Origin of the sequence: Ruminococcus sp. RTP21484sp1_RTP21277st1_D2_RTP21277_210401 (assembly GCF_040924225.1) — a bacterium.
GTDB lineage: Bacteria > Bacillota > Clostridia > Lachnospirales > Lachnospiraceae > Blautia_A > Blautia_A faecis.
This window is the reverse complement of the sequence record NZ_JBCOMJ010000014.1, coordinates 17,923-43,395: the sequence shown is the minus strand read 5'-3', so window position 1 is coordinate 43,395 and position 25,473 is coordinate 17,923. Positions and strand designations below refer to the sequence as shown.

The window sequence follows — 25,473 nt, the reverse complement described above, 5'->3', positions numbered from 1 at the left end:
GCGGGAAGCTTAATTGCTTCCCGATATTCTTTATTCAACCAAGTATCTACTACATTGACGCAGGATGATTTCTTCATATGCAAGATGGAGGAAGGAGCCGTAGCGAGCTACGGCAACTGAATTCGGGCAAAATATACCGCAAAGTGGAGCGTACAGATTGCGGGAATGATTTTTCAAACAGATTCTAGTACATCGAAAATTAAGTTTCTGCTATATTGACGCAGCAGATGAAAAATCAGACAAGTCAATATGGCAGTTACTTAATATTCGATGTACTAGCTTATTTGCCACTTCACATGACTTCCCTTCTCGTCTTTGCTGACGATCAGCTGATCTTCAATCTCCTGCTTCAGCTCGGTCACATGAGAAATAATTCCAATCAACTTGCTTCCTCCCGCCAGTTCCTGAAGAACCTTTACCGCCTGTTCTCTGGAATGCTCATCAAGGGAACCGAAGCCTTCATCCACAAACATTACATCAAGATGTATCGCTGCAGAGCTCTCCTGGATCTGATCTGCCATTCCAAGTGCCAATGCCAGGGCTGCCATAAAGGATTCTCCTCCGGAAAGGGTACGGACTTCACGCTCTTTGCCGGTAACATTAGAATATACCATAAGATCCAGACCACGATTCTTGCCTTTCCCCGCATTCTCCTCGTCTACCATACGAAGTTCAAACTGTCCGGCAGACATATTCGCAAAGCGGCGATTGGCCGCATAAAGAATCTTCTCCAGGTAATATCTCTGCACATAGGTTTCAAGATCCATACGGTTTCCGGACATATTTCCAGACAACAGCTTATAAAGAGTTTCCAGCTTGGTATGCTTTTCAATGATTTTACCTCGCTTCTCCATCTGAGGGCTAAGAATATCATATGCCTCTTTATCAGCTTTATACTGTTCTTTATAAAGTTCCAGTTTCGTCTGAGTCTGAAGCCGTACTTTCTCAGCTTCCTCCATCTGGGACTTGGCAGCTTCCATATCTGGCTTGCTCCTGCCATCTATGGCTTTTCCAGCTGTTTCTGCAGTGGTCTGTGCGGCTAGTTTTTTTCGCTGCCAGCTGTCTGCTTCTTTTTGCAAAAGCTCCGCTGTTTCACGGGTATAGTTCTCTGCTATGTCCGCCCATTCTGCCTCTGTCATATTTTTCTCATTCATCAAAGTCTGATAAAAGGCCTGCCGCTCCTGGTAAAGCTTCTGGTGATCTGGAAGTTCCCCTTCAAATCGTTTAATCAAGCTGGTACAGTTAACCAGCTCTTCAGAAGACGCTTTTTCTTTCTTTTCAGCTTCCTTGGAAGCAGCTTCTGCAGCTTTCCATTTTCCTTTTGCCTGGTTAAACTCTGTCATAGCCGCCTCTTCTGATGGATATTCCCGGGAATCATTCAACTGCTTCAGAAGAGCTTCTGCGCTCTTGGCTGACGCTGCTGCCTCAGTCAGCTTTTGTCCGCATTCCTCTACGGCAGTTTTTCCTGATTTCTTCCGCTCTTCTACCTGTCCCAGAGCATCCTGAAGATTACGCAATGTTTTCTGGGCTGTATTAAGTCTTGTACCCTCTTCCTGTAATAAAGTTTTCCAGGTTCCAAGAAGTGTCTGTATCTGCTTCAGCAAGGCATTCCAATTACACTCTTTATCCGCCATCTGATCCTGGGCTGCACCAGGGACTTCTGAATTTCTGCTCTCCTGGAAATTTTTTATATTGTCTCCCAAAGAATCAAATACTTCCAGCATTCCTGCTTCCGGGAACTGCTCATGATCATTTAAAATACGCGTGCACAGCTTCCTTCCTGTCTCTTCCAAAAGTCGTTCTTTTTCTGCAACTATATCCACAGCTGACCTTGCTTCACCGGCAGACTGTTCCTGCCTGTTTCGAAGCTCAGAAACTTCTTTTTCTGCCAGTTCCAATTGCTCACGGGTGAGATCTCTATGAAGGGTAGAAGCTATGCATGGATTCGGATGTTCTATTGCGCCGCATACAGGACATGGTTTCCCCGGCTGAAGCTCGCGTGCCAGAAAACCAGCCTGCTCATCCAGAAAAATTCTCCGCATAGACTCATATTCCTGGCTCTTTGCGTCATATCTGATTCTATTCTTCTGGTATGTCTCTCGTGCTTTCTTCGCCAGTTTTTTCTGTGTTTCTACACCTTTAAGAAGATCTTCCGTTTCTTGTACTTCAATGCCAAGTACTTCCAGTTCCTGATTTTTCCCTTTCCAGACAGCAATTTTCTCATTAGTGTCGGTCAGCTTCTCTGACTGAGCCCTCCAGTCTGCTTCCTGCTTCTCCATTTTCTCCAGATCTTCTCTGGCTTTGCGGTCTGCGGCCTGCGCTGCGGTCAGATTTTGCTGGCTGGTCTTTACACTTTTTTCTGCTTCCTTGATCTGCTTAAGGAGCTTCACTTCTTTATTCACGCGCTCATAAATAGTGGTGTACGCCTTAAGCTCCTTCTCTGCCGTTTCTTTCACCGCCTTCGCTGTCTGAATGACAGATTGTGACTGTTCTTTTAATAAAGGAGCTCGTTCCTGCTGCTCCTTTAAGGCACTCTCACATGTCTGCATATTACGCAAGGCATCCTGACAGCGTGCGTATTCGCCTTTTATTTCGTATGCTTTCTTAATTTTCTCTGACAGAATGGTCTTTTCCCCTATTTGTGCTTCCACTTTCCCACATTCAGAAAGCTGAACCTCAGCGTTTTCCAGCTGCGCATATAAATTCGTCAGCTGAATGGAACTGTTGTAGATATCCCTTTTTTCGTCGCGGAGTTTTGATGCGGATTGTAATTCTTTCGAGGTAAAATTCACACTTTTCTCCAGTGTTCTGCATAACTCGCCCAGATGATCCAGAAAGCAATCCATCACTACAATTTCCCCATTCAAAACCTGCTTTTTTAGCCCTTCTATTTCCTGCCACTGGTCATATTCCTGGGGAATTACCACATGGGCAGCTTCAGTCTGACATGCAGTTTTGATCTGGGCAATCTCTTTTTCCAGGGAACGCTTGCGATTCATCAGCTCGTCCACAATATTCTGGTATAATTCAGTGTTAAACAGCTTCCGGAAGATGACTTTCTTATCATCAGATTTTGCACGAAGAAGCTCCATAAATTCTCCCTGAGCGATCATGGCAACCTGCATAAACTGGCTTTTGGTAAGACCGAGGATCTCCCCCAGCTTGCTGTCAGCTTCCTTCTGTGGATATTCGGTACCATCTGGCATGATCAGGCTGACAGACCCCGGTACTTCACGACTTCCTGTATTTTTCCCCGCCCCTCTTGTCAGAAGCTTCAGATGTCTGGGAACACGGCGGACAGTATACAGCAGGCTATTTTCTCCTGCCCCTTCGGAAAAAACAAGCTCTACAAATGGTTCAACGTTCAACTCTGCATACTGGCTTTGCAGTACAACACCATCTTTCTTGTTTGTACTGGAGCTGGCTTCACCGTAAAGAGCAAATACAAGGGCATCAAATATAGTTGTTTTTCCTGCTCCGGTGTCTCCGGTCACAAGAAACAGATTCTGATTCGGCTCCTGAAAATCGATCTGTGTCAGTTTTCCGTAGGAACCAAACGCCTGCATGATAAGTTTCACAGGTCTCATTTCGTCACCTCCTGTACTGTATTGATAACCTCCTGAAGAATTTCCTGCTCTTCCGCATCTGCATTTCCGAGGAACTGGCAGCAAAGTTCAAATGGATTCAATTCACGCTCACTGTCTGCATGTCTGGTATAATCAACCTGCCGCACAGTCTCACGGCGTATCTCTAGAAGCCCTGGAAAAGCCAGACGCAGACGATCCTGCATATCAATTACGTCCAGATCCACCTTATCCGTAAGAATTACTGTCACATAATCTTTACAGCGCTGTGCCAGAACACTCTCTAAATCTCCCTTGATCACTTTTATCTGGCGCAGCGGTTCCAGTGGAATTACTTCTGTAGTGATTTCGCCCTTTTGTTTTATGTCAACCATTATAATTCCTTTATTCTGACCTGCTTCACTTACAGAGCATGCCAGCGGCGTTCCACAATAGCGATAAAACTCGCCGCCTGCTTTCATTGGCTTATGAATATGCCCCAGTGCCGCATAGTCAAATTTCTGCAGAATATCGGCTGACACCTGGTCAATATTTCCTACTGTCCGGATCTCAGAGTCCATTCGTTCAATTTCTTCTGCATTCTCCCCCATGGGCAGATAGAATTGATGGCTGACCAGAATGTTTCTCTGGTCTATGTTGACCTGTTCACGTTCTATCAGTCTGTGGATCGTATCATTGTAAGAAAGATTATTTCCATTCTCATCTGTACCAGTGATCAGCTTCACCATGGAAGGCTTCACAAAGGGAAGCAAATAAAAATTCACCGGCCCATATTCATCCTGGAGTACCACTTTCTCAATATGATCTTCTTCTGTCTGCGGCGGTATTCCGATCATATAAATTTTCTGACGGTCAAGCACACTCCGAAAACAGTTCACACGAGGTGCACTGTCGTGATTTCCACTGATCATCATAATTACAGAATCCGAAACTGCATTTCGCAGCTTTCCGATAAAATGATCAAACACCTCCACTGCTTCTGCAGACGGAACTGCTTTGTCATAGATGTCCCCTGCGATCACGATCGCATCAGGCACTTTCTCTGCGGCCTTCTGAATTATTTGATCCAGTATATATTCCTGATCTTCTCTGAGATCACGATTGATTAATTTCAAGCCAATGTGTAAATCTGATAAGTGAAATATTCTCATAAACCGTTCCCCATTCTTATCTTCTCAAAATTCCAGTTAAACTATATATTTCATATACCTTACTATTACCGATTGTATATATAAAACCAACTTCACAGCCCTATGCATTTCTGTTATATTCTCTCCCAATCCATGCCATCAACACATCTACTATGTATTCCTGCTGCTCTTCTGTGAGCCGCACTCCTGCTGGAATTCTATGCCACTTATACAAGCATCCCCGACAGCAGCAGCCAGTAGCATGCTGAGCCAGGAATACAGGGTGCCCGCGCATTGGAGTCTGTTTGCCATCATTGGGAATCTGAGCCGGAGCCAAACGTGTTCGCACAAAATCTGAGGCATGACTGCGGATGGTATCCATTCCTTTCTCCCGGATATATTGTATATCCTTATCCTTCAGATGAAAACGACTGCGAAAATTCGAGCGGGACAGGCGGGCAAACAGATCACAAAACTGGTCCTGTTCCGGATCATATTTTCGCAAATACTTCTCATATCCATTCAATATTTCTGCAATTTTCAAATTAAGCTCTGAACTATTATACGTATAGTTCTCATCCTCTAAACGAAAATAGAAATCTATATTAACTTTCAGCTTATTGTTTCCACGCTTTATTCCTCTGCCGCTATTTCTGAAGTTACTACTATTCGTCGTATTATTAATTCCTTCATTTTTTTCATTTGTTCCACCGCCTTCTTCCTGCACCAGAAATTTCACCTGCGCTGCATGCCTCTTCAGAAGAGGAATAATGCAAAAATACAGCCGGTCATCTTCCATATGAAGATACCCCAATACCTGTTTGTCTTTATTCATAAGCTGAATCTGATTCCCATGGAAAGCTTTTGGAAACAGATATTCGCCAGACTGCAAGCTTGCTATAAGCCTGCCTTCCGGGGATGCGGCTTCTGCCGCCAGAAATGCTTTAGCCCGATAAATTCTCTGACCTTTCCTATCTGTGCTCTCTGGTTTCATCAGGGAATCCAGAACCAGTAATGGGTTCACATATTGCATAGAAAGATATTCAAACAGCTTCGCCTGGATGCGAAAACGGTATTCCTTCAAATCTGGTACAGAAGATAAGTCTTCTGCGTTTACGGCATTCTCCGTTCTCTCAAGGAGGACTGCCGCTGCATGACGAATACTGGTAAGAAAAAGCGCGAAATCCTCTTCCTCCGGATCCCACATATATTTTCCACAGGCAGCCTGATAATACAGTTTCCCCTGGGCTTCCTTTCGTTCTTCTTCAGAAAGATTCATACTATAGTGCAGATAAATATTCCTTGGTATAAAAGCAGCCTCGTTCCATTCACCAGACCATTCCTGATGCTGTTCCCTCTTCCCAGATTTATGATTGTCTGTGCCATGAGCCTCTGTTCCATAAACTTCCGTTCCATATACGTTCTGCATTTCCCGGCTATCGCTCTGGCTCAGTATCCGATACGCTTCATTTATCTCCTGTGCGCGCTGAATATGGGCTTCCCCTACTTCATTCAATGAGTCCGGATGAAAACGGCTGATCATTTTATGATATTTTCGCTTAATTTCCCTTTCATCATCTTCTGGGGCAATCCCCAGAAGTTCTATTGCATCTTGTGTATTCATTATATATTCCCGATATTTTTATTTCGTTTTTGTCTTCATATTCTTTCAGTATACATTATTTCAAGTAAAAGGGCTATAAATTTCCAATTTAACTTACTCTGAGTAGATGTCATTATAAATGGGAATCGGTTGGATATTGTTATGATTTATGGCTGGGAAACTAGTTCCCAGCCATTTTTTCTGATGTGTCTTGTTATAATTTTATCGGATGTGTTTCGAAAATCTTTCGTTTTCTTATTGATCTTAGGTATTTTGGTTGATCTTTAGCGGCTTATGAATCTTTAGTAATTTACAAATCTTTGGTGAAACACAGAACTTTCGTACTTCTAAGTTCTTTTGTATTTTCAGATTCTTTTGTGCTTTATTGCTTTCTTTCGTATTTCAGATTTCTTAAGTGTTTTTCGTATTTCTCTTTCGTTGATGTATCTATACTACCATATCTGTCGCTTTTTGTCATCTGGCAAAGTGAACATATTTTCGATTGTATTTTCATCTATTTTTTATTCTATCAATATATTACATCAATACCAGCATGATAATCCCAACTATCACAAGAAGGGGAAGTGCTATGTAGATCAGACCTCCCAGAACTAATCCGATCAGGACAAGGGGAAGGAATATCAGACGAAAAAAGATTTTCGTAATTCCCCAGGTTGCGCGGAAGGCAAGTCCGATCATTTTGCCAAATATACCAAACATTAAAATGATAAATAACAGCGTCAGCATAAATTGTCACCTCGTTTTCTTTTCAGGCATTATACAATATGGTCTGCCCTTTACTGTAATCAACAACTTAATGGGGATTTTCACTTCAAATAAAGAAAAAATTTACAAACAGCGTAAAAAGCCCCCTGCGGAATCATTCCGCAAGGGGCGATTATTCACTATACGATTATATACTTCGCTTAAGCCATCATCGGCTCCAATGCCTTAGCCAGCTTCTCTTTTTCAGCTTCTGCCTCTGCAAGATCTTTACCCAGTGTAGTGTAATAAATCTTAATCTTCGGCTCTGTTCCGGATGGACGAACAACTACTGTCTCGTTATTCTCCAGTTTGTAAATGAGAACATTTGCTGCTGGAAGACCGGTCTCCTCAGGCTTCTTATAATCGGTAACCTTCACTACCTTGTAGCCTGCAATGTCTGCCGGCGGGTTGTCACGGAATTTCTGCATGATTCCTGCCATAGTATCCATTCCGCTGAGTCCCGGGAATTCAAAGCTGTCAACCTTGTTCAGGTAGCGGCCATACTGTGCGTAAATCTCCTCAAGTCTCTGCTTCAAGGAACTTCCAATGCTTCTGTAGTATGCAGCCATCTCACAGATCAGCATGGATCCGATAATGGCATCCTTATCACGTACGTACGGTCCTGCAAGGTATCCGTAGCTCTCTTCAAATCCGAAGATGAAACGGTCCACTTCACCGGCAGCCTCGAGCTGTGCGATCTGGTCACCGATCCACTTAAATCCGGTAAGTACGCTTCTAAGCTCTACACCGTAGTGCTCTGCAACTGCGTCTGCAAGAGGTGTGGAAACGATAGATTTCACTGCAACCGGGTTCTTCGGCATTGTGCCTTTCTCGATACGGCCAGCTGCAATATAGTCAAGAAGAAGAACTCCCACTTCATTACCACTTACCAGCTCATAGGAACCGTCCGGGCATTTCATGGCAATACCAACACGGTCTGCATCCGGGTCAGTAGCAAGCATAAGATCTGCTCCTGTCTCCTTGGCAAGCTTCAGTCCCTGCTCCAGAGCTGCGAAAATCTCCGGATTCGGGTAGCTGCATGTGGTAAAATAGCCGTTCGGGTATTCCTGTTCCGGAACAATTGTTACATCTGTGATTCCGATATCCTTCAGGATCTGGGTTACCGGCACAAGTCCGGAACCATTCAGCGGGCTGTAAACCAGCTTTAGTCCTGCTGTCTTGCAAAGACTTGGACGAACCTGGCGTGACTCGATTGCATCGTAAAGAGCACGTTTGCAATCGTCACCAACAAAGCGGATCAGACCTTCCTCAACGCCCTCTGCAAAGGACATATATTTCGCACCAGTCAGAACGTCTGTCTTCTGGATCTCATCATAAACGATAGCCGCAGCATCATCTGTCATCTGGCAGCCATCCGGGCCGTAAGCCTTGTATCCATTATATTTAGCAGGGTTATGAGATGCGGTAACCATAATACCCGCGTTGCACTCATAGTAGCGTGTCGCAAAGGAAAGGGCCGGTACAGGCATTAATGCATCATAAATTCTGACCTTAATGTCATTGGCAGCCAGAACTCCTGCTGCTGTTTTCGCAAATATATCACTCTTCAGACGGCTGTCGTAGCTGATTGCAACGGTCTGAGTGCCGCCCTGAGTCTTCACCCAGTTAGCAAGCCCCTGTGTAGCCTGACGCACTACATAGATATTCATACGGTTGGTACCTGCTCCAAGAACTCCACGGAGTCCTGCTGTACCAAATTTCAGAGCTACTGCAAAACGATCTTTAATTTCTTCGTCGTTTCCTTCAATCTTAGATAATTCTGGTTTCAGATCTGCATCCTCGAGATCCGCTGCCATCCAGCGCTTGTACTCTTCGTTATACATTTTAACCACTCCTGCCATTATTATTCTATTTATTTTGTCGAATATTACTACAGATATTAATAATATACCACATTTTTCACGAAACGGCAATATAAGCAACAAATTTCTACCAGACATTTTTTCTCTGTTTTCCACTAATTTCCGACAATTATACATTTCAGTCGCAGTTCACAGGGAGTTACTGTTCACTGGTAACATTCCGCGAGGTGTTTTTTGTGAACAAAGTTCACAGAAAACCCGAGAATTAAGTTTGCGCAGCAAACGCTACTTCTTGTGCTTGTCACAAGAAGGTTCGTTTTTCTGTGCATCGCGAAGCGAGTTACTGGTCACGGAGTGAACAGTAACCACAGGGAACATTCCATTCTCACATTATCAATTTAGGTATAGCGTTCCCGGCTTTTTTACGCTATAATAAGATAATGTGCGAAAGCAACCATCCTAACTGCTTTCCCTTTATCTGACATTGAGATTTGAAAAACACTATAAAATTCAATTGCAGCAATCTTTACAGCTGCAGAACGGAGGAGATTATGGAAATTGTCTGCCTAGACTTAGAAGGTGTGCTTGTCCCGGAGATCTGGATCGCATTTGCCGAAGAAACCGGCATTCCGGAGCTGAAACGAACCACAAGAGACGAGCCTGATTACGATAAATTAATGAAATACCGCCTGAACATTCTGAAAGAGCATGGTCTTGGTCTGAAAGAAATCCAGGAGACCATCGCCAAGATCGCCCCGCTTCCAGGCGCCAGGGAATTTCTGGACAAATTAAGAGCACAGACTCAGGTTATCATACTCAGTGACACCTTTTCCCAGTTCGCAGGTCCTCTTATGAAAAAGCTGGGCTATCCTACCATCTTCTGCAACACACTGGTAGTGGGCGAAAATGGCGAAATTACTGATTTCAAAATGCGCTGCGAAAAGTCCAAATATACCACTGTGAAAGCCCTGCAGTCCATCGGCTACGACACCATTGCCAGCGGTGACAGCCACAACGACCTTGGCATGATCCAGGCAAGCAAAGCAGGATTCCTGTTCAAGAGCACGGATGCGATCAAGGCTGAATATCCGGAGATTCCGGCTTATGAAACATATGACGAGCTGTATGACGCAATTATGAAGGCAATTAAAAATTAATGTAAAGTAAAACTTGGATTCCATCCAGTTTCCGCCAATACACAGCAGTTGGGCAACTGCTATTCCTAAGCATGTCATTTCAGATGCGCTCTTAGCGAAGGTAAAATCCACAACCTGCATAGACTTAGGCGTGAGGGCTTTCCCGAACGTCTTAGCCAGAGTTGACCGTTAGTTCACCGGAGCGCGGTACCGACCTGCGTGGAATATCAGTTGCCCAACTGTGTACCTCTTATATCTTTTTCACGCTTTCCCTCTCAATAAACTGCGTACACATCTGCATCTTGATCTTAATCCCGTCATTATCTTTCAGAATATCCCGCAACCGCCTTACAACGGCTCTTCCCATCTCCTGCTTCGGCACCCGGAGTGTGGTCAGAGGCGGATAAGAAATTGAGGAAAAAGTAAGGTCGTCAAATCCCACAATAGATATGTCCTCCGGAATCCGGATTCCAAACTCTGCCATAGCTTTCATAGCCCCCAGCGCGATCATATCGTTGTCTGCGAAGAAAGCTGTAGGCAGCTTCACCTTCTCAGACAAATACCGTTTCATATTCTCGTAAGCACCGTCGATGGTAGTTGCCATTGTAAAAATATAGTCCTTACTCAGGGGAAGTCCCGCCTTTTGCAGTGCTGTCTGATACCCTGCAAAACGAGACCGGAAAGGTTTGATCCTGAAATCTCCCCGCAGATAACCAATCTCTTTATGTCCATTGGCAATGAGATACTCTGTAGCCATACGCGCAGAATCTGCATTATTGATCAGCATGGCATCAAAGCTCATATCCTCTTTCCAGTAATCAATCACAATAAACGGGCAGGTCATCCCGCGGATCAGGTCAATGTCCGCATCCACCATCTCTGTTCCCAGAAGGATCACGGCCGACGCCTTGTCATTCATGATCCACTTCGCCTGTTCCTGATATCCAGGATCTCTTTTGTCCAGATTACACATCTGCATTTCCATTCCACAGGCGCGGCATTCCTGTTCCACCCCGGAAATCAGCTGGATAAAAAAGGGAGAATCCTCAACCACAGCACCATCCCGCTTAAACATGACAAATTTTATTTTGCGGATATGATTTTCCTCAAAATACCCAAGATCCTGCGCCACTTTAAAAATCTTCGCAGATGTCTCAGCATTCACGCCTTTTTTGTAGTTTAGTGCATTTGAAACAGTTGCCGGAGAAAATCCTGTGATCTCACTGATTTTTCTCACACTCACTTTCATTTTAGTTCCTCCTCTGTCGGTAAAATAATGCCATACATCTGCGAAAAAAAGACGCTGCAAAAACAAGCTATCACCTGTTATTCGCAGCGTCTTCTCTGATCATTTTATGCCGGGAACGCAACTCCCGCTCTTAAAATTATGTTCGGATAAGGTGTAAACTCACCTGTACGGATTGCAAATTTGCACTGTGCAGACATCTTTTTCAGATCTACGTGGTCAATTCTGCTCTCCTCTGCCTCAGGAAGGCTCTGCTGAATATATGCAAGAAGCTCCGGATTTTTTTCCTCAATCTCATTTGCAATGGTGTAGGCTTCCACTTCTGTCTCCGCCAGCACTGCATCCATCACCTGTTTAAAGGTAGGAACCCCTCCGCATACAACCAGGTCTACAATCTCCACGCCCTTTGGAATGGGCATTCCTGCATCACCGATCATAAACAGATCTTTATGTCCCAGCTCTGCGATACAACGGATCAGCTGGGCATTTAAAATCCCTGATTTTTTCATGCTATTCCTCCTGCATCTCTGATTATTACTATAAATCTTTTTCGGATTTTTTTCAACTTTTCAAATTATTTTAACATTAAGAAAGGTTTTGGTTACTGTTCACTCCGTGACCAGTAACACGCTTCGATTATTTATTCTCGTTTCTTGCCTGAAGTGCCATCTTCGCCTGAAGATTTCTCTGTGTCTGGTCAATTACAACTGCAAGGATGATAACCAGACCACGGATAACCTTCTGCCAGAACTCGGATACACCACACATTGTCATACCATCATTGATAACACCGATAACAAATGCACCGACTACAGTTCCGATAATGGTTCCGGAACCACCGCTCATGGAAGTACCACCAAGTACGGTAGCTGCGATGGCGTTCATTTCCCAGCCATCACCAGATGCAGGATGTGCTGCGGAAAGCTGTGCGGTGTTGATCATACCAACCCATGCTGCACAGAAGCCGGAGATCATGTAAACGATAATTTTGATCTTGTCTGCTTTGATACCGGAAAGACGAGCAGATTTCTCGTTGCCGCCGACTGCAAGTACATACCATCCGAATGGAAGCTTCTTCAGGATAATAACGGAAATAATTGCAAGCACTGCGAAAATGTAAACACCGGTAGGAATGCCGGCAATATTGCTTCCAAGGATTTTGAAGCCTGTGTTGCCAAGTCCGTCATAACCTTTGATGTCGGAGAATGTTGCACCGTTGGAACGAAGGTTCGCAAAGCCACGGCAGATGTACATGGTACCAAGGGTAGCGATAAATGGTGCTACACCTAATTTTGTTACAATAAGGCCGTTGACTGTACCGATGATGCATCCAACAACCAGCATGGTAATAATGATTACCGGAACGCTGAAGTAAAGAGTTACACCTGCAAATTTCAGTGTAATACCTTCCTGGATCATACCACCGGCAAGCATACCAACAAGTCCGACTACAGAACCAACGGAAAGGTCAATACCGCCGGTAATGATTACGAAGGTCATACCAAGTGCAAGGATTCCATACAGGGCTACGTGCTTGGCAACCATGGTCAGTGTAGATGCTGACAGGAATGTGGTTCCTTTTACAATGGTAAAAAAGATGACCAGGAGTACCAGTACAATAAAGGTACGTCCTTTTAACAGTGTCATTAACAACTGATTATTATTTGATTTTTTGTTATTCATTGTTCTGCTCCTCCCCGGCTTACGCATTTCTTCCGGTTCCAAGTCCGGCATAAGATGTACGTACAAGTGTGTCTTCTGTGATCTCATCTCCGGTCAGCTCGCCGGTCTTTTTGCCATTTGACAATACAACGATCCTGTCTGCGATTGCCATGATCTCTTTCAGCTCAGATGAGATAACGATAATGGAAAGTCCTTTTTCCGCAAGGTCGTGAATGATCTCAAAGACCTCAGTCTTCGCACCGATATCAATACCACGGGAAGGCTCATCCAGAAGTAAGATCTTCGGCTTGGTCAAAAGTCCTTTGCCGATTACAACCTTCTGCTGGTTTCCACCGGACAGTGACAGGATTGGAAGTCTCTTATCCGCCACTTTAATATGGATATCCTTGATCTGCTCGTCAACTGCCGCATTCTCTGCTTTCTCGTCAAGGAACAGACCTTTTACATAATCCTTCATAGAAGAAATAGCGGTATTCTTGCCGATGTCAAGAGTCTGGATCAAGCCCTGGCTCTGACGATCCTCAGGTACAAGAGCAAAACCGTTTTTGATCTGGGCGGCAACATCTTTGATATTTAGCTTTTTGCCCTCATAGAGTACATCACCGGTGTGCTCCGGATGAAGTCCCATCAGGCACTCAAACAGCTCGCTTCGTCCAGCTCCCAGAAGTCCGTAAACACCAAGGACCTCGCCTTTTTTCAGATCCAGGCTTACGTGGTCAAGAGTCCAGCCGCCGCCTTTTTTCGGAAGGCACATATTCTTAATTTCCAGCACCTTCGGCTGTTTGGCAAGGTCAATGCTTCTCTCAAAACGGTGATACTGGGTGTTCTTTCCAACCATATTCTCTACGATCCAGCTGAGCTCAATGTCCTTTACATCAGCATCTGCAACGTATTTTCCATCACGAAGAATGGTAACGTGATCGCCAATCTCCATGATTTCTTCCAGACGATGGGAAATATATACAATGGAAATTCCGGCTTCCAGAAGCTCTCTCATAATCTTGAAAAGTACCTTAACCTCTGCGGCAGAAAGAGAAGACGTAGGCTCATCCATGATCAGGACACGTAAGTCATCCTGGTTCAGGTTTCGTGCAATTTCCACCATCTGCTGCTGTCCTACACGAAGATCTCCGACCATGGTTTCCGGTGGAATTTCATGTTCCAGACGCTGCAGGATTTTTTTCGCACCCTCTGAATGGGCCTTGTCATCCAGGAAAAAGCCTTTCTTTTTCTCATGTCCCATAAAAATATTCTGGTAAACTGTCATATTCGGGAAAAGAGAAAGTTCCTGGTGGATGATTCCGATACCTTTTGCACGGGCTGCATTGGTATCCTTGAAGTAAACCTCCTGGCCGTCCATGTACATCTTACCTGCTGAAGGCTGCTCGATTCCGGCAATCATCTTCATCAGGGTGGATTTTCCGGCACCGTTCTCACCGATCAGAACGTTTACCTTTCCTTTCAGAAGATCGAAGGAAACCTGATCCAGAGCTTTGGTTCCGGGATAAATTTTATCAATTTTTTCACAATGGAGAACAACATTCGGATCATCAAACATAATGCTTCCTCCTTTTATTCAATCGTCAGCTCAACTGCTGTAACAGATACTGCATCTGTACCGGCTTCTGCGCCGCCTGTAAATGTAACAGTCTTGCCAACTACATTTTCGTCGATTCCAAGTGGGTCAATTACCTGTGCAAGCGCCTGCTTGTTCAGTTCTTTTCCATAGCTTGACCATTCCGTCTGGTTGGTAAAGCTTTCAAAATTCTTCAGAGACTGAAGGTCACGGATGGCGGTACTGGAGTTCGGTCCATCTGTCCGGACCTGAACCTCTGTAGTTCCGGTATATCCATCCAGTTCTACTATCAGATAATGTTTCGGGGTGTCTGTATTGTATTCTTTGATTTTTCCTGTGCCTTTTACTGCAATTGTTTCTGTAATGCCATCACCATTTAATAATTCAGAAAGATCCTGTGCCTTGTCGGAAATGTCCGCTACAACGGCTCCCCAGTCACCCTGGGACTCTGCTGCGGAATCAAATTCCTGTTTTCCTGTATAAGAAGCTTCTTCGCCAATGGGTACTACAGTTACAACACCACAGCCGGTAAAGGTTACTGCTGTACATGCGGCCAGAACTGCCAAAATTCTTCTGCTTTTCATAATCATCTCTCCCTGCTTTCTATTATAAAAGGCGGCGCTGGCGCACCGCCTTCCAAAGCGTGTTTAAAAAGACTTTCTGCAAAATATACCACAAAGCGGGGCATGCAGATTGTGCGAATAATTTTTCAAACACTCGTTCATTTTTTTATAAAAATCTGTTTCCTGGCAGCCAGATTATTTAGCTTCTGGTTCTGTGTAAACAAATGCGTTCAGGCAATCTGTGTTGTCAGCTGTGATTGCTACACAAGGAACAAGCTGTTTCTCTTCTTCCGGAGCTGTACCGTTAAGGTAAGCGTCTGCCTGCTCAACTGCCATCTCAGTAATCAGAGCGATCTGCTGAAGAGCGGTACCAACCATGTCACCAGATTTGATGTAAGCGTTTGCTTCGTCAGATCCGTCAAGACCGATGATCTTAATGTCGTTACGTCCTGCATCCAGGCAAGCCTGAACAGCACCACATGCCATTGTGTCATTACCGCAGATAATACCGGTGATCTCTGGATTGGACTGAAGGATTGCTTCTGTCTTCTCATAAGCTTCTGTCTGATCCCAGTTAGCGGACTGCTGAGCTACCATCTCAAGATCCTCATACTCATCAATTACAGAATGGTAGTTATCAGAACGAACCTGGCAGTTTGTATCGGATTCAAGTCCAAGGAGCTCTGCGTATTTGCCTTCGTAGTTCATAGCCTCAACCCATACTTCTGCGATTGCTGCTGCACCCTGTGCGTTATCTGCAACGATCTGTGCTACTGCAAGTCCGGACTGGTTGATCTCACGGTCGATAAGGAAAGTCGGGATTCCAGCGTCATATGCTTTCTGAACTGCTTCGATGGAAGCATCTGCACCAGCGTTATCGCAAATGATTGCTGCTGCGCCATCGTTGATAGCTGCTTCGAAAAGCTCAAGCTGTGTAGCAGCGTCGTCATCGTGGGAAGCACATTTTACTTCGTATCCAAGTTCTTCAGCTTTTTCTTTCGCAATTACCTGCTCTGTGTTGAAGAATGGGTTAGATGTGGAAGGTGTGATACAGTAAATGATCTTGCTTCCGCCGCCTGGAAGTAATTCTGCATTCTCTTCAGCCATTACCGGAACTGTCATTAAACCTCCAACCATCGCTGCTGTCATAGCCAATGCCATTGCTTTTCTTGCTTTCATAAATACGTCCTCCTTGAAATATAATTAAGATCTGTTTTTGTTCGGTTTTCTCTCCGAACTGTTGATAATTTGATTATAAACGTTTGTATAAATATTTCAATAATCTTTTTAGTTTTATGTGCTATTTTGTATGAATGCACAAGGTTTTTATTGTGATTTTAGTAAGTTTTTACTATAAAATCTATGTATTCCCAACCATCCATTAGTGCATTTATGTAAACGTTTATATAAACATTTATAAACAGTATGTAAAACCTGTCATGCAAATTTGGCTTGGTTTAATTGGTGTGTAATTAGGTTTATTACTTACAAAAAAAACAAGACAGCCGCTAAGTTCTCATGCAAGCATGGACTTTGGCGACTGCCTCGCATAAATTATGGAATATGTCGTTACTGTTCACTGGCAATGTTGCTCATAATTTACAACATTCCCAGCTCTTTCTTCACTTCATCCGCTCTCGGAATGGACGGTGTAGCGCCTGGCCTTGAAACAGCAATGGAGGATGCCTTTGCAGCCATTCTCAGTGCCTCCTGGATGGATCTGCCCTCGATAACTGCAGCAATGAAATATCCTGTAAATGTATCACCAGCCGCTGTGGTATCCACGGCTTTTACCTTGAAAATGTCCTGGAAAACTTTTTCTTTTCCATCGTAATAAACAGCGCCGTCACTTCCAAGTGTAAGCACGAAACGTGCATTAGGGAATCTGGCAGCCATAGCATCCAGAATCTGATCTTTATCCTTGCAGCCAGTGATCTGCTCACCTTCAATTTCGTTTACGAGAAACAGATAAACCTTACTGAGATCACAGGTACTCAGCTTGTCATCAAAAGGTGACGGATTCATAACGATCTTCATCTTTTTCTCATAAGCCTGGTCAATAATGTAGTCCAGCATATTGATCTCATTCTGCAGGATCAGATAGTCTCCTTCTCCAAAATCAGCAAGAACTTCATCTACAAATTCCTTTGTCTGCATCTGGTTGGTTCCACCGTATAAAATGATGCAGTTCTGGGCATTTTTGTCCACCTGGATCATGGTATGACCACCCTTTACCGGAAGTCTGCGGATATATTTGGTGTTTACACCAGCTTCCTTACAAGCCTCTAACAGAATATCTCCATCTGTTCCCACGATTCCTGCATGATAAACCGGCACCCCAGCCTTCGCCAGTGCAATAGACTGGTTCAGTCCTTTTCCTCCGCTGAAAACTTCCAGCTTGGAAGAATGCTGGGTTTCACCGCCTACAATGATGTGATCTACGGAATACACGTAGTCTACGTTTAATGAACCGTAATTTAGTACTTTCATGTAAAAACCTCCTTTTTGTTATGTTCGCTTTGCTGTGATCTCAGCGAACCCAAATATGTAAAATATATTTTTCCTGTCCGATTCTGATCCGTCAGAACTGACAGTATTTTATATTCCTATTATGTTGTAGAACTTTCACCGCGTCAACTAAATTTTGCCCCTTATTATCCATGCCCTGTTCAGCAACTATTACAGCCAGCTTCGCTGTTCAAAAAGAGCGGCTCAATCCGCTTTCACGAACAAGCCGCTTCTTTACTTACTTTTTATTTCGGAGCCTTCTGAAGCTTGCTGAACATATCGCCCAAAAGTGCATCACGATAAATGAATCGTACAAGTCTCATCTCATGTCTGGTATCATCCAACTCCCATTTCAGATTCTGGGTCAGTCTCGGAGTTGGAACCAGTGTGGAAGGGCACCAGTTTGGATTAACCGCATATCCTACTGTAGAAATATCCCAGATAATTCTGGAAGGTGAAAGCATGGAATCTGTTTTCGGAGCGCCCTCATCGCCATAATCATCCAGACCCGCGCAATATGTCTGATGGAAAAGATCCAGCCAGTTCTGCGCCATCTCCTGGGACATCTGGCTTGTAACTGTCTCGCAAAGATAAGTTCCCACTTCACTCTTATTTTTAATGTGATATTCCAGTTCCGGACCGGTAACAGAAAGATAAGAAGCAACGGACATACACGGTACCAGTACCAGCGGAACGCCGCTGTCCAGAATTACCTGGGAAGCCAGCACATCCTGTCCAAGGTTGAACTCAATTGCATGCGGCCAGTATAACGGCTGTCCGGACAACCATATAACAACCATTTTTTTGATAATTTCGGGATCCATCAAAATAGCGGAAGCAACGTTGGTAATCTCGCCAATAGCAATTACATAAAGCACATCTTCACATTCACGAACTCTTTTTACCAAATCTCTGGCAGCATCACTGTCTACAGGCTGGTCTTTCACAGTCATGTATCTCTCAGAGCCCCGGAATACTCGCTCTTTGAAATCATCTCTTCCAAGAAGTCCCAGCAGCTTCAGGATTTCCTGGTAGCTTAATTCAAGACCTTCCTTAAGATCTCCGGTCATTGGAATTGCTACACCGTCAGTCTGCATTAAGCGTGCAAAGAAATCTGATGAAAAAGGTGCGGCGTAGATGGCTTCCATCTGTATTTTTTCCGGTGAAAGCATTGCATATGAAATTGCGAACTGGTCATCTACCTCATTATATGTATCTGAATCAATGACAGCGTGGATTTTTTTTCGGGGCGGTTCCAGACGCTGTCTGCGCTCCTCTGGTGTTATAACTGGATATTTCATTTTTTGCAACTCCTTTCCAAGCATTTATGAAACACTTATAGCCTTTTGTCTGGCTGCTCTTTTTTCCTTAAATTCTTCTATTCTTCCTGAGTTTTCAAACAAAATCATTACAACCAGAAGGAAAAATCCAAGTACAACATTCTGGAATGTATCCGGAAGTCCTACTGCGATCAGACCGATGAAAATAATGTTTAATGTAAACTGTGCAATAAATATTCCAACTGTCAGGTCACAAATCCGCTGTAATACCAGTGCCAGCAGAACGCTGATCAAAGGCTTAAACATAATCGTTACACTTCCAAGACTTGTCTGTGCTCCTACAGAGCCGGACTGACTCAGTGTAAGGATTGCAGCGATTCCGATAAATACACTTCCATATACAAATGATTTGCATTTTACCAGATCTGTTTTGATACCGGAGTTCTTCGCAACGACTTCATTACTTCCTACAGCTCTCATATGGAAGCTGAATACAGTATGGTTAAAAATGAAGTAAAACAAAACAGCTGATAACAGGAAGATAATAACAATATTCGGAGAAGAACCAAAAATTGCATATTTATTATCAATTTGTACAAATCCGTAATGTCCTGCAAGTTTTGAACCAACAATCTCAAATACCATTGCCAGACCCATTGTCAATACAAGTGACGGAATCTTTAACCACCAGTTCAGGACACCTGTAATAACACCAACAACGATAGCACTGATAATTGCTCCAAGGATCATTCCTGCAAACCCATACTGAGCTGCAAGAAGACCGCCGATAACACCGCTGATGACCAGACGTGAGCCTATGGTGAAATCGAATACTCCGCAGATATTACCATAAGCAATGGCATATGCTGTGATGGTAGGTATGATCGTCTGAATAAAAATTGTGTAAATACAATTCCAGTTACTGAACCTTTCAAAGCAAATAACCAAGAAGATCAGATAAACGATTACAGGCAGCATGATTACTTTCAGTGTATTTATCAAAAATCGTTTCATATAAGTTTCATCTCCTTATTTTGCAATTGCGTTTACAACTGCTTATTTGCTGTGACGCTCAACTACATCAGCAATAGAGAAGGTAGAAATCAAATCATTCATGTAGTCCATATCAATATCAGGATTGTAGAATTTGATCATTTTCTCTTTAATTTCATCTGCTGTGTAAACCGGCTCGTCGCCCAGGAAGTATTCGTTGAACTGCTCAGCCTCTTCTGCTGTTGTAAGTTCCAGGTAAGGGGTAATAATGTTTGTAGGTCCATCTTCAACAATTGGAGTACCAATAACTTTGTTTACAAGGATAACTGCAGATACAAGCGGGTCGATCTGCTGCTGTCCGCCGTAAGATACGTGGAAAGTACCCTCTTTCAGGTAATCGCCAAGAGTTGTCTCAAAGTCAATACGTCCGACTTTGATATCGCCAGCTTTATCATGGTCTGCAAGGGCTTTTTCGATTGTAGGAATGGCACCGCCGCAATATGTTCCAAGTACCAGGATACCATTCATTTCCGGATATGCTGCAATATAGCTTTCAACAGTCTTGGTCATATCTGTTGTTACAGTAATGTCATAAGTTGTGTTCAGAATGTTTACACCTGCTTCTTCTGCGCCCTCAGCAGCACCTTTGTCACGAAGGTCAGAGGAAGTATCACCTTTTGCAATATTGATAACACCTAAATCAGTTACACCCATGTCTGCCATTGATTTTACAATGTTGGAAGCGCAGGTCTCATCATCTTCGTTGCAGCCTCCTGCGAACCATTCTGAATCATACATAGCTTCACGAATGTCGTCATCACTAATGGTACGGAACATTGTACCCCAGTAAACACCAGCATCTGCGCACATTGCATCAACTGCAGGAAGCATGGAATCGGAAGCCGGCATGAAAAGAATACCATCAACATCACGGCTGATCAGTTCACTGATATTGTCGATCAGTCCATCTGCGGAGTTGTCAGTTACTACGTTTACCAGTTCGCCTCCCGCAGACTCTACAGCTGCTTTTACGTTGTTGTAAATGGAGATCCAGGTTGGATCTGTATTAGCAGTATCCCATGGAAAACCGATTTTGAACGGTTCCGGATCTGAGCTCTCTGCATATACGCTCACGCCAGAGAACATCGTTGCGGTCAGTGCTACTGTCATCCCGATTGCCATAAATCTTCTTAATTTCATGTTTCTTTCCTCCTTGAAAATTATATAGTTTTTATTTTTTGAGCAAATGCTCATAGTTCCAAATTCATGATCTGCTTATTTGATCACCGCTGCACTTCTTCGGTCAAAGGAAATCGCTACTACTACCACAAGAAGAATTCCCTGTACCACCTGCTGTGTCAGTCCGTCAATTCCCACAAGGGACATTCCACTCTTTAGCAATGCCATTGCCACACTTCCGATGATCGCTGCACGGAACTTTACATTCCAGCCGCCGGAAAGAGGCATTCCACCGAACAATACGGCGAGAAGTACATCAAACTCAAATGCGTTTCCTGTTTTTGATGAAGCTGTGCAAGCTCTTACCAGTGTGAAAAATCCAACCAGTCCGCAGATCAGGCCAACCAGCATAAAGGAAATCATTCTTGTTCTTTCTACATTGACTCCGGATTGTCTTGCAGCTTCCCTGGAAGATCCAACTGCCCGGCAGTTTTTTCCAAATGAACATTTCTGAAACAGAGTTCCTGATATTACCAGAACAATTATCATTGTAAGGATTTTTACCCAGTCCTTATCGAACACTCTCATGGAGATCGGGATTCCTACAGAACCATTGAGGAAATAAGTGGTCAGTCCTCTGAAAATAAAGGATACTGCCAATGTTCCAATGAAGGATTCCACTCTCAGATAAGCAGTAGCAAAACCGCTTAACAGGCCAATTCCAGTTCCTGTAAGGAGGGCCACCGGCAAAATCAGCGCCGGACTGATGGCTGCGGAAAAAGCTCCCATTGCTGCGGCAAATCCCACGATAGCTCCTACGGAAAGATCCAGCTCACCAAGTGCCATGACGAATGTGTACATCATAGAACATAAGGCAATACTGAAAAAGTTGTTAAAAATATTCATCAGGTTTCGCTGTCCCAGAAGCTTTCCACCTGTCAGTATCTCAAATAATACAAGAACCAGTATAAGACCCAGGAATGCGAAATTGTTTACCAACAATTCTTTTATGTTTGTTTTTGGAGTCTCTGACGCTTTGCTGTTTTCCATCCTGCTCACCCCTTAAATCATTTTCTGTATTAACTTCGCTTCTGTCAGGCCTTCATTGCGAAGGAATTCTCCTGAAACAGCTCCGTCTCTTAGAAGAACAATTCGATCTGACATACCGATCAGCTCCTGCAGTTCCTCAGAAATCAGCAGAATCGATTTTCCTTCTTCCTTCATCTGCATAATCAGCTGATAAATTGCAGCTTTTGTTCCTACATCAATTCCTCTGGTCGGACAGTCAAGAATCATGATATCTGAACCTTTTCCCAGCCATTTCGCCAGAACTACTTTTTGTTTATTTCCACCGCTTAAGGTGTTGCAGAATACTTTTACAGAATCTGCTTTTACTTCCATTCTCTCTGACCACTTCTCTGCCAGCTGTTTCTGTTTTTTCTCAGAAATCGGACCAAAAGGTGTGAGATCTTTTAAAGACGGAAGACATATATTATCTTTAATGCTGCTGATCAGCATTAAGGATTCCTGGTCTCGGTTTTTGGAAACGTAGCCGATTCCATGTTTTACTGCCCAGGAAGCACTTTTTACAGGTTCCTTCTGATCTTTTAAAACCTCTCCTGTCTCCGGCTTCAAAAGTCCGAACAGAACTTTTCCCACATCGTGCATACCACAGTCGCTTAGGCCTCCAACTCCAAGGATTTCTCCTTTGTGCAGCTGGATGTTCAAATTTTCCAGAGATCCGGCAATTACATTTCTGGCTTCCAGTACAACCTGTTTACTTACTTCTACGCCTATATCCTCTCTGTAATAATGTCCTGACAACTCTCTTCCGATAAGCAACTGTCTGATCTTATCTGCATTAAATTCTTCTTTCTGCAAATTTGCTATAAACAAGCCATCTCGCAATACAGTAAGGGAATCACATTTATCCATGATTTCTTCAATGTCATGGGAAATAAATAAAATAGCTTTTCCCTCATCCCTTTTTTCTTTCATCAATTTATAAAGCAGCTCACGTCCTGCAACGGACAATGCAGTTGTTGTCTCATCAATGATCCAGATTTTGGGAGATATATATAATGCTCTTGCCAGTTCTACCAGCTTTCGGTCTTCAAAGGAAAGCTGATCAATCATCATTTCCGGCTTAATATTATCTACGTAAATGCTATGAAGCGCTTTGGCAGCTTCCCGGTTCATTTCTTTTACATTAAGCACACCGCCTTTTGCAAACTTCTCTTCTTTTCCAAAAAAGATATTTGCAGCTACTGATATTTTGGAAATGGTTCCCTGTTCCTGAACTACCATGCTGACTCCGTGATTGATTGCATCCACAGTTCCGGTTGGTTCATATGGTTCTCCGTCCAGGTACATTTTTCCACTGTCATGTTTCTGAATTCCGGCTACAATTGATGAAAAAGTTGATTTTCCAGATCCGTTCTCACCAACCAGACCTCTGATTTCTCCAGCCTTTATGGTAATGTCAAACTCTTTCAATGCATGTACTGTTCCAAATGATTTGCATATCTTCTCTGCCCGGAACAAATATTTTTCCTGCTCAGCCATGTCTTCACCCCGCATATCCTGCATTTCTTTGTGTTTCCTTGATTTCTGACATTATTATAGTCCGTGGTTTTTGTGCAATAAAGATGATTTTTTTCATATTTTGTTAGATTTTCCGTCTTTTTTAATATATTTTTTCATATCATCTTATTTTATTGCACAAAAAATGCTGTTATATGCAGTTTCTTACCACCACACATAACAGCACTTTTTCGTTTTTTAATGTACTCTAGAGCCTGTTTGAAAAAGGCTCTAGTCTTCGCCAAATTCAATGGTAATTTTGGTTCCTTTAGTCATTTCGCTTTCGATTTTCATGCAGTTTGTATTTCCATACAGATAATACAATCTTCCACGGATATTAGACAATCCGATTTTCTTGCCTCGATCTTCTGGATTAAAGCGTATACTACTGATCTCATCCAGCCTTTCTGCATCCATTCCACCACCATTGTCTTCCACCGACAAGGTAAGATTTCCATTTTCGTTTCTGCAAACACTGATTACGATTTTTCCACAGAATTCACCACTTTCCTCATCGATCAGACCGTGGAATAAAGAATTCTCCACCAGTGGCTGGATCATATTCTTTGGAATCTGCTCTTCCATCAATTCTGGTGCAATATCCCATTCTACTTTCAGATTTCCGTCATACATAAATTTCTCAATAACAATATACTGGTTCACAATTTTCATCTCATTTGCAATAGTATCTGTAATCTGGATGTCATTTACGCGCAGACGGTCTTTCAGGATCGCAATCAGCGCGGAATTTACCTTTACAATATCTTCGCAACGCCGTTTTCTGGCAAGATAATTGATGCTGTTAATGGTATTGTAAATAAAATGAGGGTCGATCTGGCTCACCAGAAGGCTAAACCGGATCTGCTGCTCTTTTGCCTCTTTTTCCCCGATTACTTCTATGCTGTGTTTCAGGTCATCGATCATTTTATTAAAAGAGAACTCCAGCTGGCCAATCTCATCTTCCCTGTCGGACTCCACTTTACAGTCCAGATTTCCTTTAGCAGCCATAAGCATATGCTGGGACAAAACCAAAACAGGTTTTATCAAAGTATTTATATTTCTATAATTCATAAACAATACCAGGATGAGGAAAATGGCAAGTGTTCCGAAAAGTCCTGCAATATATGGAAAAAGCACCATCCAGATAGATTCTTGGTTCACAATGGAAACTACCTCGTAACCACAAGTGGCAGATTTGTTATGAAAAACAATATCGCCAGTTAAAGCTTTCCGTTTATTTTTACTGTCATTCTTTTGATCATCGTTCTGCTCAGCCGCCTTCCTGGCGTCTGCAATGTCGTCTTCCAATCCATACACATAAAAGGTGTTTCCGGTACTGTCGACCAGATACCATGCATCAAGACTGTTTCCTGCCAGACCACGCATATCCTTCAGGGTGTTATTCAAATTTACAAACATAACGATAGTACACCACTGATTATTCAGATAATAATTTCGGGCATATGCCACTGTACAATAGGAGTTTGAACCAACCGAGGCCTGGTACACTGAAGAATAAGAACGTCCAAAGCCATTGCCCGTCATATTAGAAAAATTTTCTGAATTCAATACCTCCATATCTTCCTGAGCAATATTTGTCATGGAATCAATGATAGGCGCATTTTGACCGGCAATAGCAATTCCACGGATCATCCCCATATAACTGGTGAGATTGTTTAGCCTCACCGATGCTCTGGTCTTATTTTTCGTGTCCGGATTACTTAAATAAGTTTGAATATCATTATTCTGTTCTACTGTTGCCGCAACATTTTCCATATAATTTTCCACTAGAGACAGTGTATTTTCCACGTGTTGCAGCAA

At 43.3% G+C, this 25,473-nt stretch carries 21 protein-coding genes; 2 read left to right on the top strand and 19 right to left on the bottom strand.

The window, feature by feature from the left end; all coding sequences use genetic code 11:
• Positions 1 to 30 precede the first annotated feature (30 nt).
• A complete protein-coding gene (locus AB5706_RS10795) occupies positions 31 to 135 on the bottom strand; it encodes a hypothetical protein (RefSeq protein ID WP_319017145.1) in 105 nt (34 codons plus the stop codon).
• On the opposite strand from AB5706_RS10795, the gene AB5706_RS10790 reads away from it, so the two are divergent.
• Entirely contained in the window at positions 121 to 219 is a 99-nt protein-coding gene (locus AB5706_RS10790; protein ID WP_334285441.1) for a DUF6783 domain-containing protein, read from the top strand. The two genes, AB5706_RS10795 and AB5706_RS10790, sit on opposite strands and share 15 nt — an antisense overlap.
• 56 nt (positions 220 to 275) lie before the next feature.
• Here the strand turns inward: AB5706_RS10790 and AB5706_RS10785 are convergent, their stop codons facing one another.
• The 5 genes from AB5706_RS10785 to AB5706_RS10765 all read right to left on the bottom strand — a co-directional run bounded on the left by AB5706_RS10785 (position 276) and on the right by AB5706_RS10765 (position 8,926).
• Entirely contained in the window at positions 276 to 3,587 is a 3,312-nt protein-coding gene (locus tag AB5706_RS10785) for an SbcC/MukB-like Walker B domain-containing protein (RefSeq protein WP_173772270.1), read from the bottom strand.
• Entirely contained in the window at positions 3,584 to 4,735 is a 1,152-nt protein-coding gene (locus tag AB5706_RS10780) for an exonuclease SbcCD subunit D (RefSeq protein WP_173772268.1), read from the bottom strand. Before AB5706_RS10780 ends, AB5706_RS10785 begins: the two co-directional genes overlap by 4 nt.
• A 100-nt stretch (positions 4,736 to 4,835) precedes the next feature.
• Positions 4,836 to 6,338, bottom strand: coding sequence for a DUF4186 family protein (locus AB5706_RS10775; RefSeq protein WP_173772267.1), 1,503 nt, complete (start codon positions 6,336 to 6,338; stop codon positions 4,836 to 4,838).
• A gap of 516 nt (positions 6,339 to 6,854) precedes the next feature.
• Positions 6,855 to 7,064 carry a hypothetical protein gene (locus AB5706_RS10770; RefSeq protein ID WP_118581997.1) on the bottom strand — a complete coding sequence of 70 codons (210 nt, stop codon included), beginning with the start codon at positions 7,062 to 7,064 and terminating at the stop codon, positions 6,855 to 6,857.
• A 179-nt stretch (positions 7,065 to 7,243) separates the two neighbouring features.
• Entirely contained in the window at positions 7,244 to 8,926 is a 1,683-nt protein-coding gene (locus AB5706_RS10765; RefSeq protein WP_173772264.1) for a phospho-sugar mutase, read from the bottom strand.
• 530 nt (positions 8,927 to 9,456) lie between these two features.
• Here AB5706_RS10765 and thrH point away from each other — a divergent pair.
• Positions 9,457 to 10,062: a bifunctional phosphoserine phosphatase/homoserine phosphotransferase ThrH gene (gene thrH, locus AB5706_RS10760; RefSeq protein ID WP_118582003.1), complete on the top strand. Its 606-nt coding sequence runs from the start codon at positions 9,457 to 9,459 to the stop codon at positions 10,060 to 10,062.
• 229 nt (positions 10,063 to 10,291) lie between these two features.
• Here thrH and AB5706_RS10755 read toward each other — a convergent pair whose 3' ends face one another.
• The 13 genes from AB5706_RS10755 to AB5706_RS10695 all read right to left on the bottom strand — a co-directional run bounded on the left by AB5706_RS10755 (position 10,292) and on the right by AB5706_RS10695 (position 25,428).
• Positions 10,292 to 11,290, bottom strand: coding sequence for a LacI family DNA-binding transcriptional regulator (locus AB5706_RS10755; RefSeq protein ID WP_173772262.1), 999 nt, complete (start codon positions 11,288 to 11,290; stop codon positions 10,292 to 10,294).
• Between the two features lie 104 nt (positions 11,291 to 11,394).
• Entirely contained in the window at positions 11,395 to 11,796 is a 402-nt protein-coding gene (gene rbsD / locus AB5706_RS10750; protein WP_173716076.1) for a D-ribose pyranase, read from the bottom strand.
• A 127-nt stretch (positions 11,797 to 11,923) separates the two neighbouring features.
• A complete protein-coding gene (locus AB5706_RS10745) occupies positions 11,924 to 12,970 on the bottom strand; it encodes an ABC transporter permease (RefSeq protein WP_148463202.1) in 1,047 nt (348 codons plus the stop codon).
• Between the two features lie 19 nt (positions 12,971 to 12,989).
• Positions 12,990 to 14,528, bottom strand: coding sequence for a sugar ABC transporter ATP-binding protein (locus AB5706_RS10740; RefSeq protein ID WP_173772260.1), 1,539 nt, complete (start codon positions 14,526 to 14,528; stop codon positions 12,990 to 12,992).
• 14 nt (positions 14,529 to 14,542) lie between these two features.
• Complete coding sequence (locus tag AB5706_RS10735) at positions 14,543 to 15,130, bottom strand: DUF2291 family protein (RefSeq protein WP_173718359.1); 588 nt, start codon at positions 15,128 to 15,130, stop codon at positions 14,543 to 14,545.
• Between the two features lie 174 nt (positions 15,131 to 15,304).
• On the bottom strand, positions 15,305 to 16,288 hold the full coding sequence (locus AB5706_RS10730; RefSeq protein ID WP_118582021.1) for a D-ribose ABC transporter substrate-binding protein: 984 nt from the start codon (positions 16,286 to 16,288) through the stop codon (positions 15,305 to 15,307).
• Positions 16,289 to 16,708: 420 nt separating this feature from the next.
• Positions 16,709 to 17,599, bottom strand: a complete 891-nt coding sequence (locus AB5706_RS10725) for a ribokinase (protein WP_173772258.1) — start codon at positions 17,597 to 17,599, stop codon at positions 16,709 to 16,711.
• A gap of 263 nt (positions 17,600 to 17,862) precedes the next feature.
• Positions 17,863 to 18,918: a nucleoside hydrolase gene (locus AB5706_RS10720; protein WP_173772256.1), complete on the bottom strand. Its 1,056-nt coding sequence runs from the start codon at positions 18,916 to 18,918 to the stop codon at positions 17,863 to 17,865.
• Between the two features lie 24 nt (positions 18,919 to 18,942).
• Positions 18,943 to 19,911 carry an ABC transporter permease gene (locus AB5706_RS10715; protein ID WP_173772254.1) on the bottom strand — a complete coding sequence of 323 codons (969 nt, stop codon included), beginning with the start codon at positions 19,909 to 19,911 and terminating at the stop codon, positions 18,943 to 18,945.
• Positions 19,912 to 19,953: 42 nt separating this feature from the next.
• Positions 19,954 to 21,090: a sugar ABC transporter substrate-binding protein gene (locus AB5706_RS10710; RefSeq protein ID WP_173772252.1), complete on the bottom strand. Its 1,137-nt coding sequence runs from the start codon at positions 21,088 to 21,090 to the stop codon at positions 19,954 to 19,956.
• Positions 21,091 to 21,165: 75 nt separating this feature from the next.
• Positions 21,166 to 22,119, bottom strand: a complete 954-nt coding sequence (locus tag AB5706_RS10705; RefSeq protein WP_173772250.1) for an ABC transporter permease — start codon at positions 22,117 to 22,119, stop codon at positions 21,166 to 21,168.
• 12 nt (positions 22,120 to 22,131) lie between these two features.
• Positions 22,132 to 23,658: a sugar ABC transporter ATP-binding protein gene (locus tag AB5706_RS10700; RefSeq protein WP_243881962.1), complete on the bottom strand. Its 1,527-nt coding sequence runs from the start codon at positions 23,656 to 23,658 to the stop codon at positions 22,132 to 22,134.
• 225 nt (positions 23,659 to 23,883) lie between these two features.
• On the bottom strand, positions 23,884 to 25,428 hold the full coding sequence (locus AB5706_RS10695; RefSeq protein WP_368366080.1) for a sensor histidine kinase: 1,545 nt from the start codon (positions 25,426 to 25,428) through the stop codon (positions 23,884 to 23,886).
• Between the last annotated feature and the right edge of the window lie 45 nt (positions 25,429 to 25,473).

Bases quoted from the DNA above. Each gene is read 5' to 3' on its own strand.
- rbsD (WP_173716076.1), bottom strand. From the start codon at position 11,796: ATGAAAAAATCAGGGATTTTAAATGCCCAGCTGATCCGTTGTATCGCA.
- AB5706_RS10725 (WP_173772258.1), bottom strand. From the start codon at position 17,599: ATGAAAGTACTAAATTACGGTTCATTAAACGTAGACTACGTGTATTCC.
- AB5706_RS10755 (WP_173772262.1), bottom strand. From the start codon at position 11,290: ATGAAAGTGAGTGTGAGAAAAATCAGTGAGATCACAGGATTTTCTCCG.
- AB5706_RS10735 (WP_173718359.1), bottom strand. From the start codon at position 15,130: ATGAAAAGCAGAAGAATTTTGGCAGTTCTGGCCGCATGTACAGCAGTA.
- thrH (WP_118582003.1), top strand. From the start codon at position 9,457: ATGGAAATTGTCTGCCTAGACTTAGAAGGTGTGCTTGTCCCGGAGATC.
- AB5706_RS10770 (WP_118581997.1), bottom strand. From the start codon at position 7,064: ATGCTGACGCTGTTATTTATCATTTTAATGTTTGGTATATTTGGCAAA.
- AB5706_RS10765 (WP_173772264.1), bottom strand. From the start codon at position 8,926: ATGTATAACGAAGAGTACAAGCGCTGGATGGCAGCGGATCTCGAGGAT.
- AB5706_RS10720 (WP_173772256.1), bottom strand. From the start codon at position 18,918: ATGAAATATCCAGTTATAACACCAGAGGAGCGCAGACAGCGTCTGGAA.
- AB5706_RS10700 (WP_243881962.1), bottom strand. From the start codon at position 23,658: ATGCAGGATATGCGGGGTGAAGACATGGCTGAGCAGGAAAAATATTTG.
- AB5706_RS10740 (WP_173772260.1), bottom strand. From the start codon at position 14,528: ATGTTTGATGATCCGAATGTTGTTCTCCATTGTGAAAAAATTGATAAA.
- AB5706_RS10715 (WP_173772254.1), bottom strand. From the start codon at position 19,911: ATGAAACGATTTTTGATAAATACACTGAAAGTAATCATGCTGCCTGTA.
- AB5706_RS10785 (WP_173772270.1), bottom strand. From the start codon at position 3,587: ATGAGACCTGTGAAACTTATCATGCAGGCGTTTGGTTCCTACGGAAAA.
- AB5706_RS10695 (WP_368366080.1), bottom strand. From the start codon at position 25,428: ATGGAAAATGTTGCGGCAACAGTAGAACAGAATAATGATATTCAAACT.
- AB5706_RS10730 (WP_118582021.1), bottom strand. From the start codon at position 16,288: ATGAAAGCAAGAAAAGCAATGGCATTGGCTATGACAGCAGCGATGGTT.
- AB5706_RS10780 (WP_173772268.1), bottom strand. From the start codon at position 4,735: ATGAGAATATTTCACTTATCAGATTTACACATTGGCTTGAAATTAATC.
- AB5706_RS10775 (WP_173772267.1), bottom strand. From the start codon at position 6,338: ATGAATACACAAGATGCAATAGAACTTCTGGGGATTGCCCCAGAAGAT.
- AB5706_RS10705 (WP_173772250.1), bottom strand. From the start codon at position 22,119: ATGGAAAACAGCAAAGCGTCAGAGACTCCAAAAACAAACATAAAAGAA.
- AB5706_RS10745 (WP_148463202.1), bottom strand. From the start codon at position 12,970: ATGAATAACAAAAAATCAAATAATAATCAGTTGTTAATGACACTGTTA.
- AB5706_RS10710 (WP_173772252.1), bottom strand. From the start codon at position 21,090: ATGAAATTAAGAAGATTTATGGCAATCGGGATGACAGTAGCACTGACC.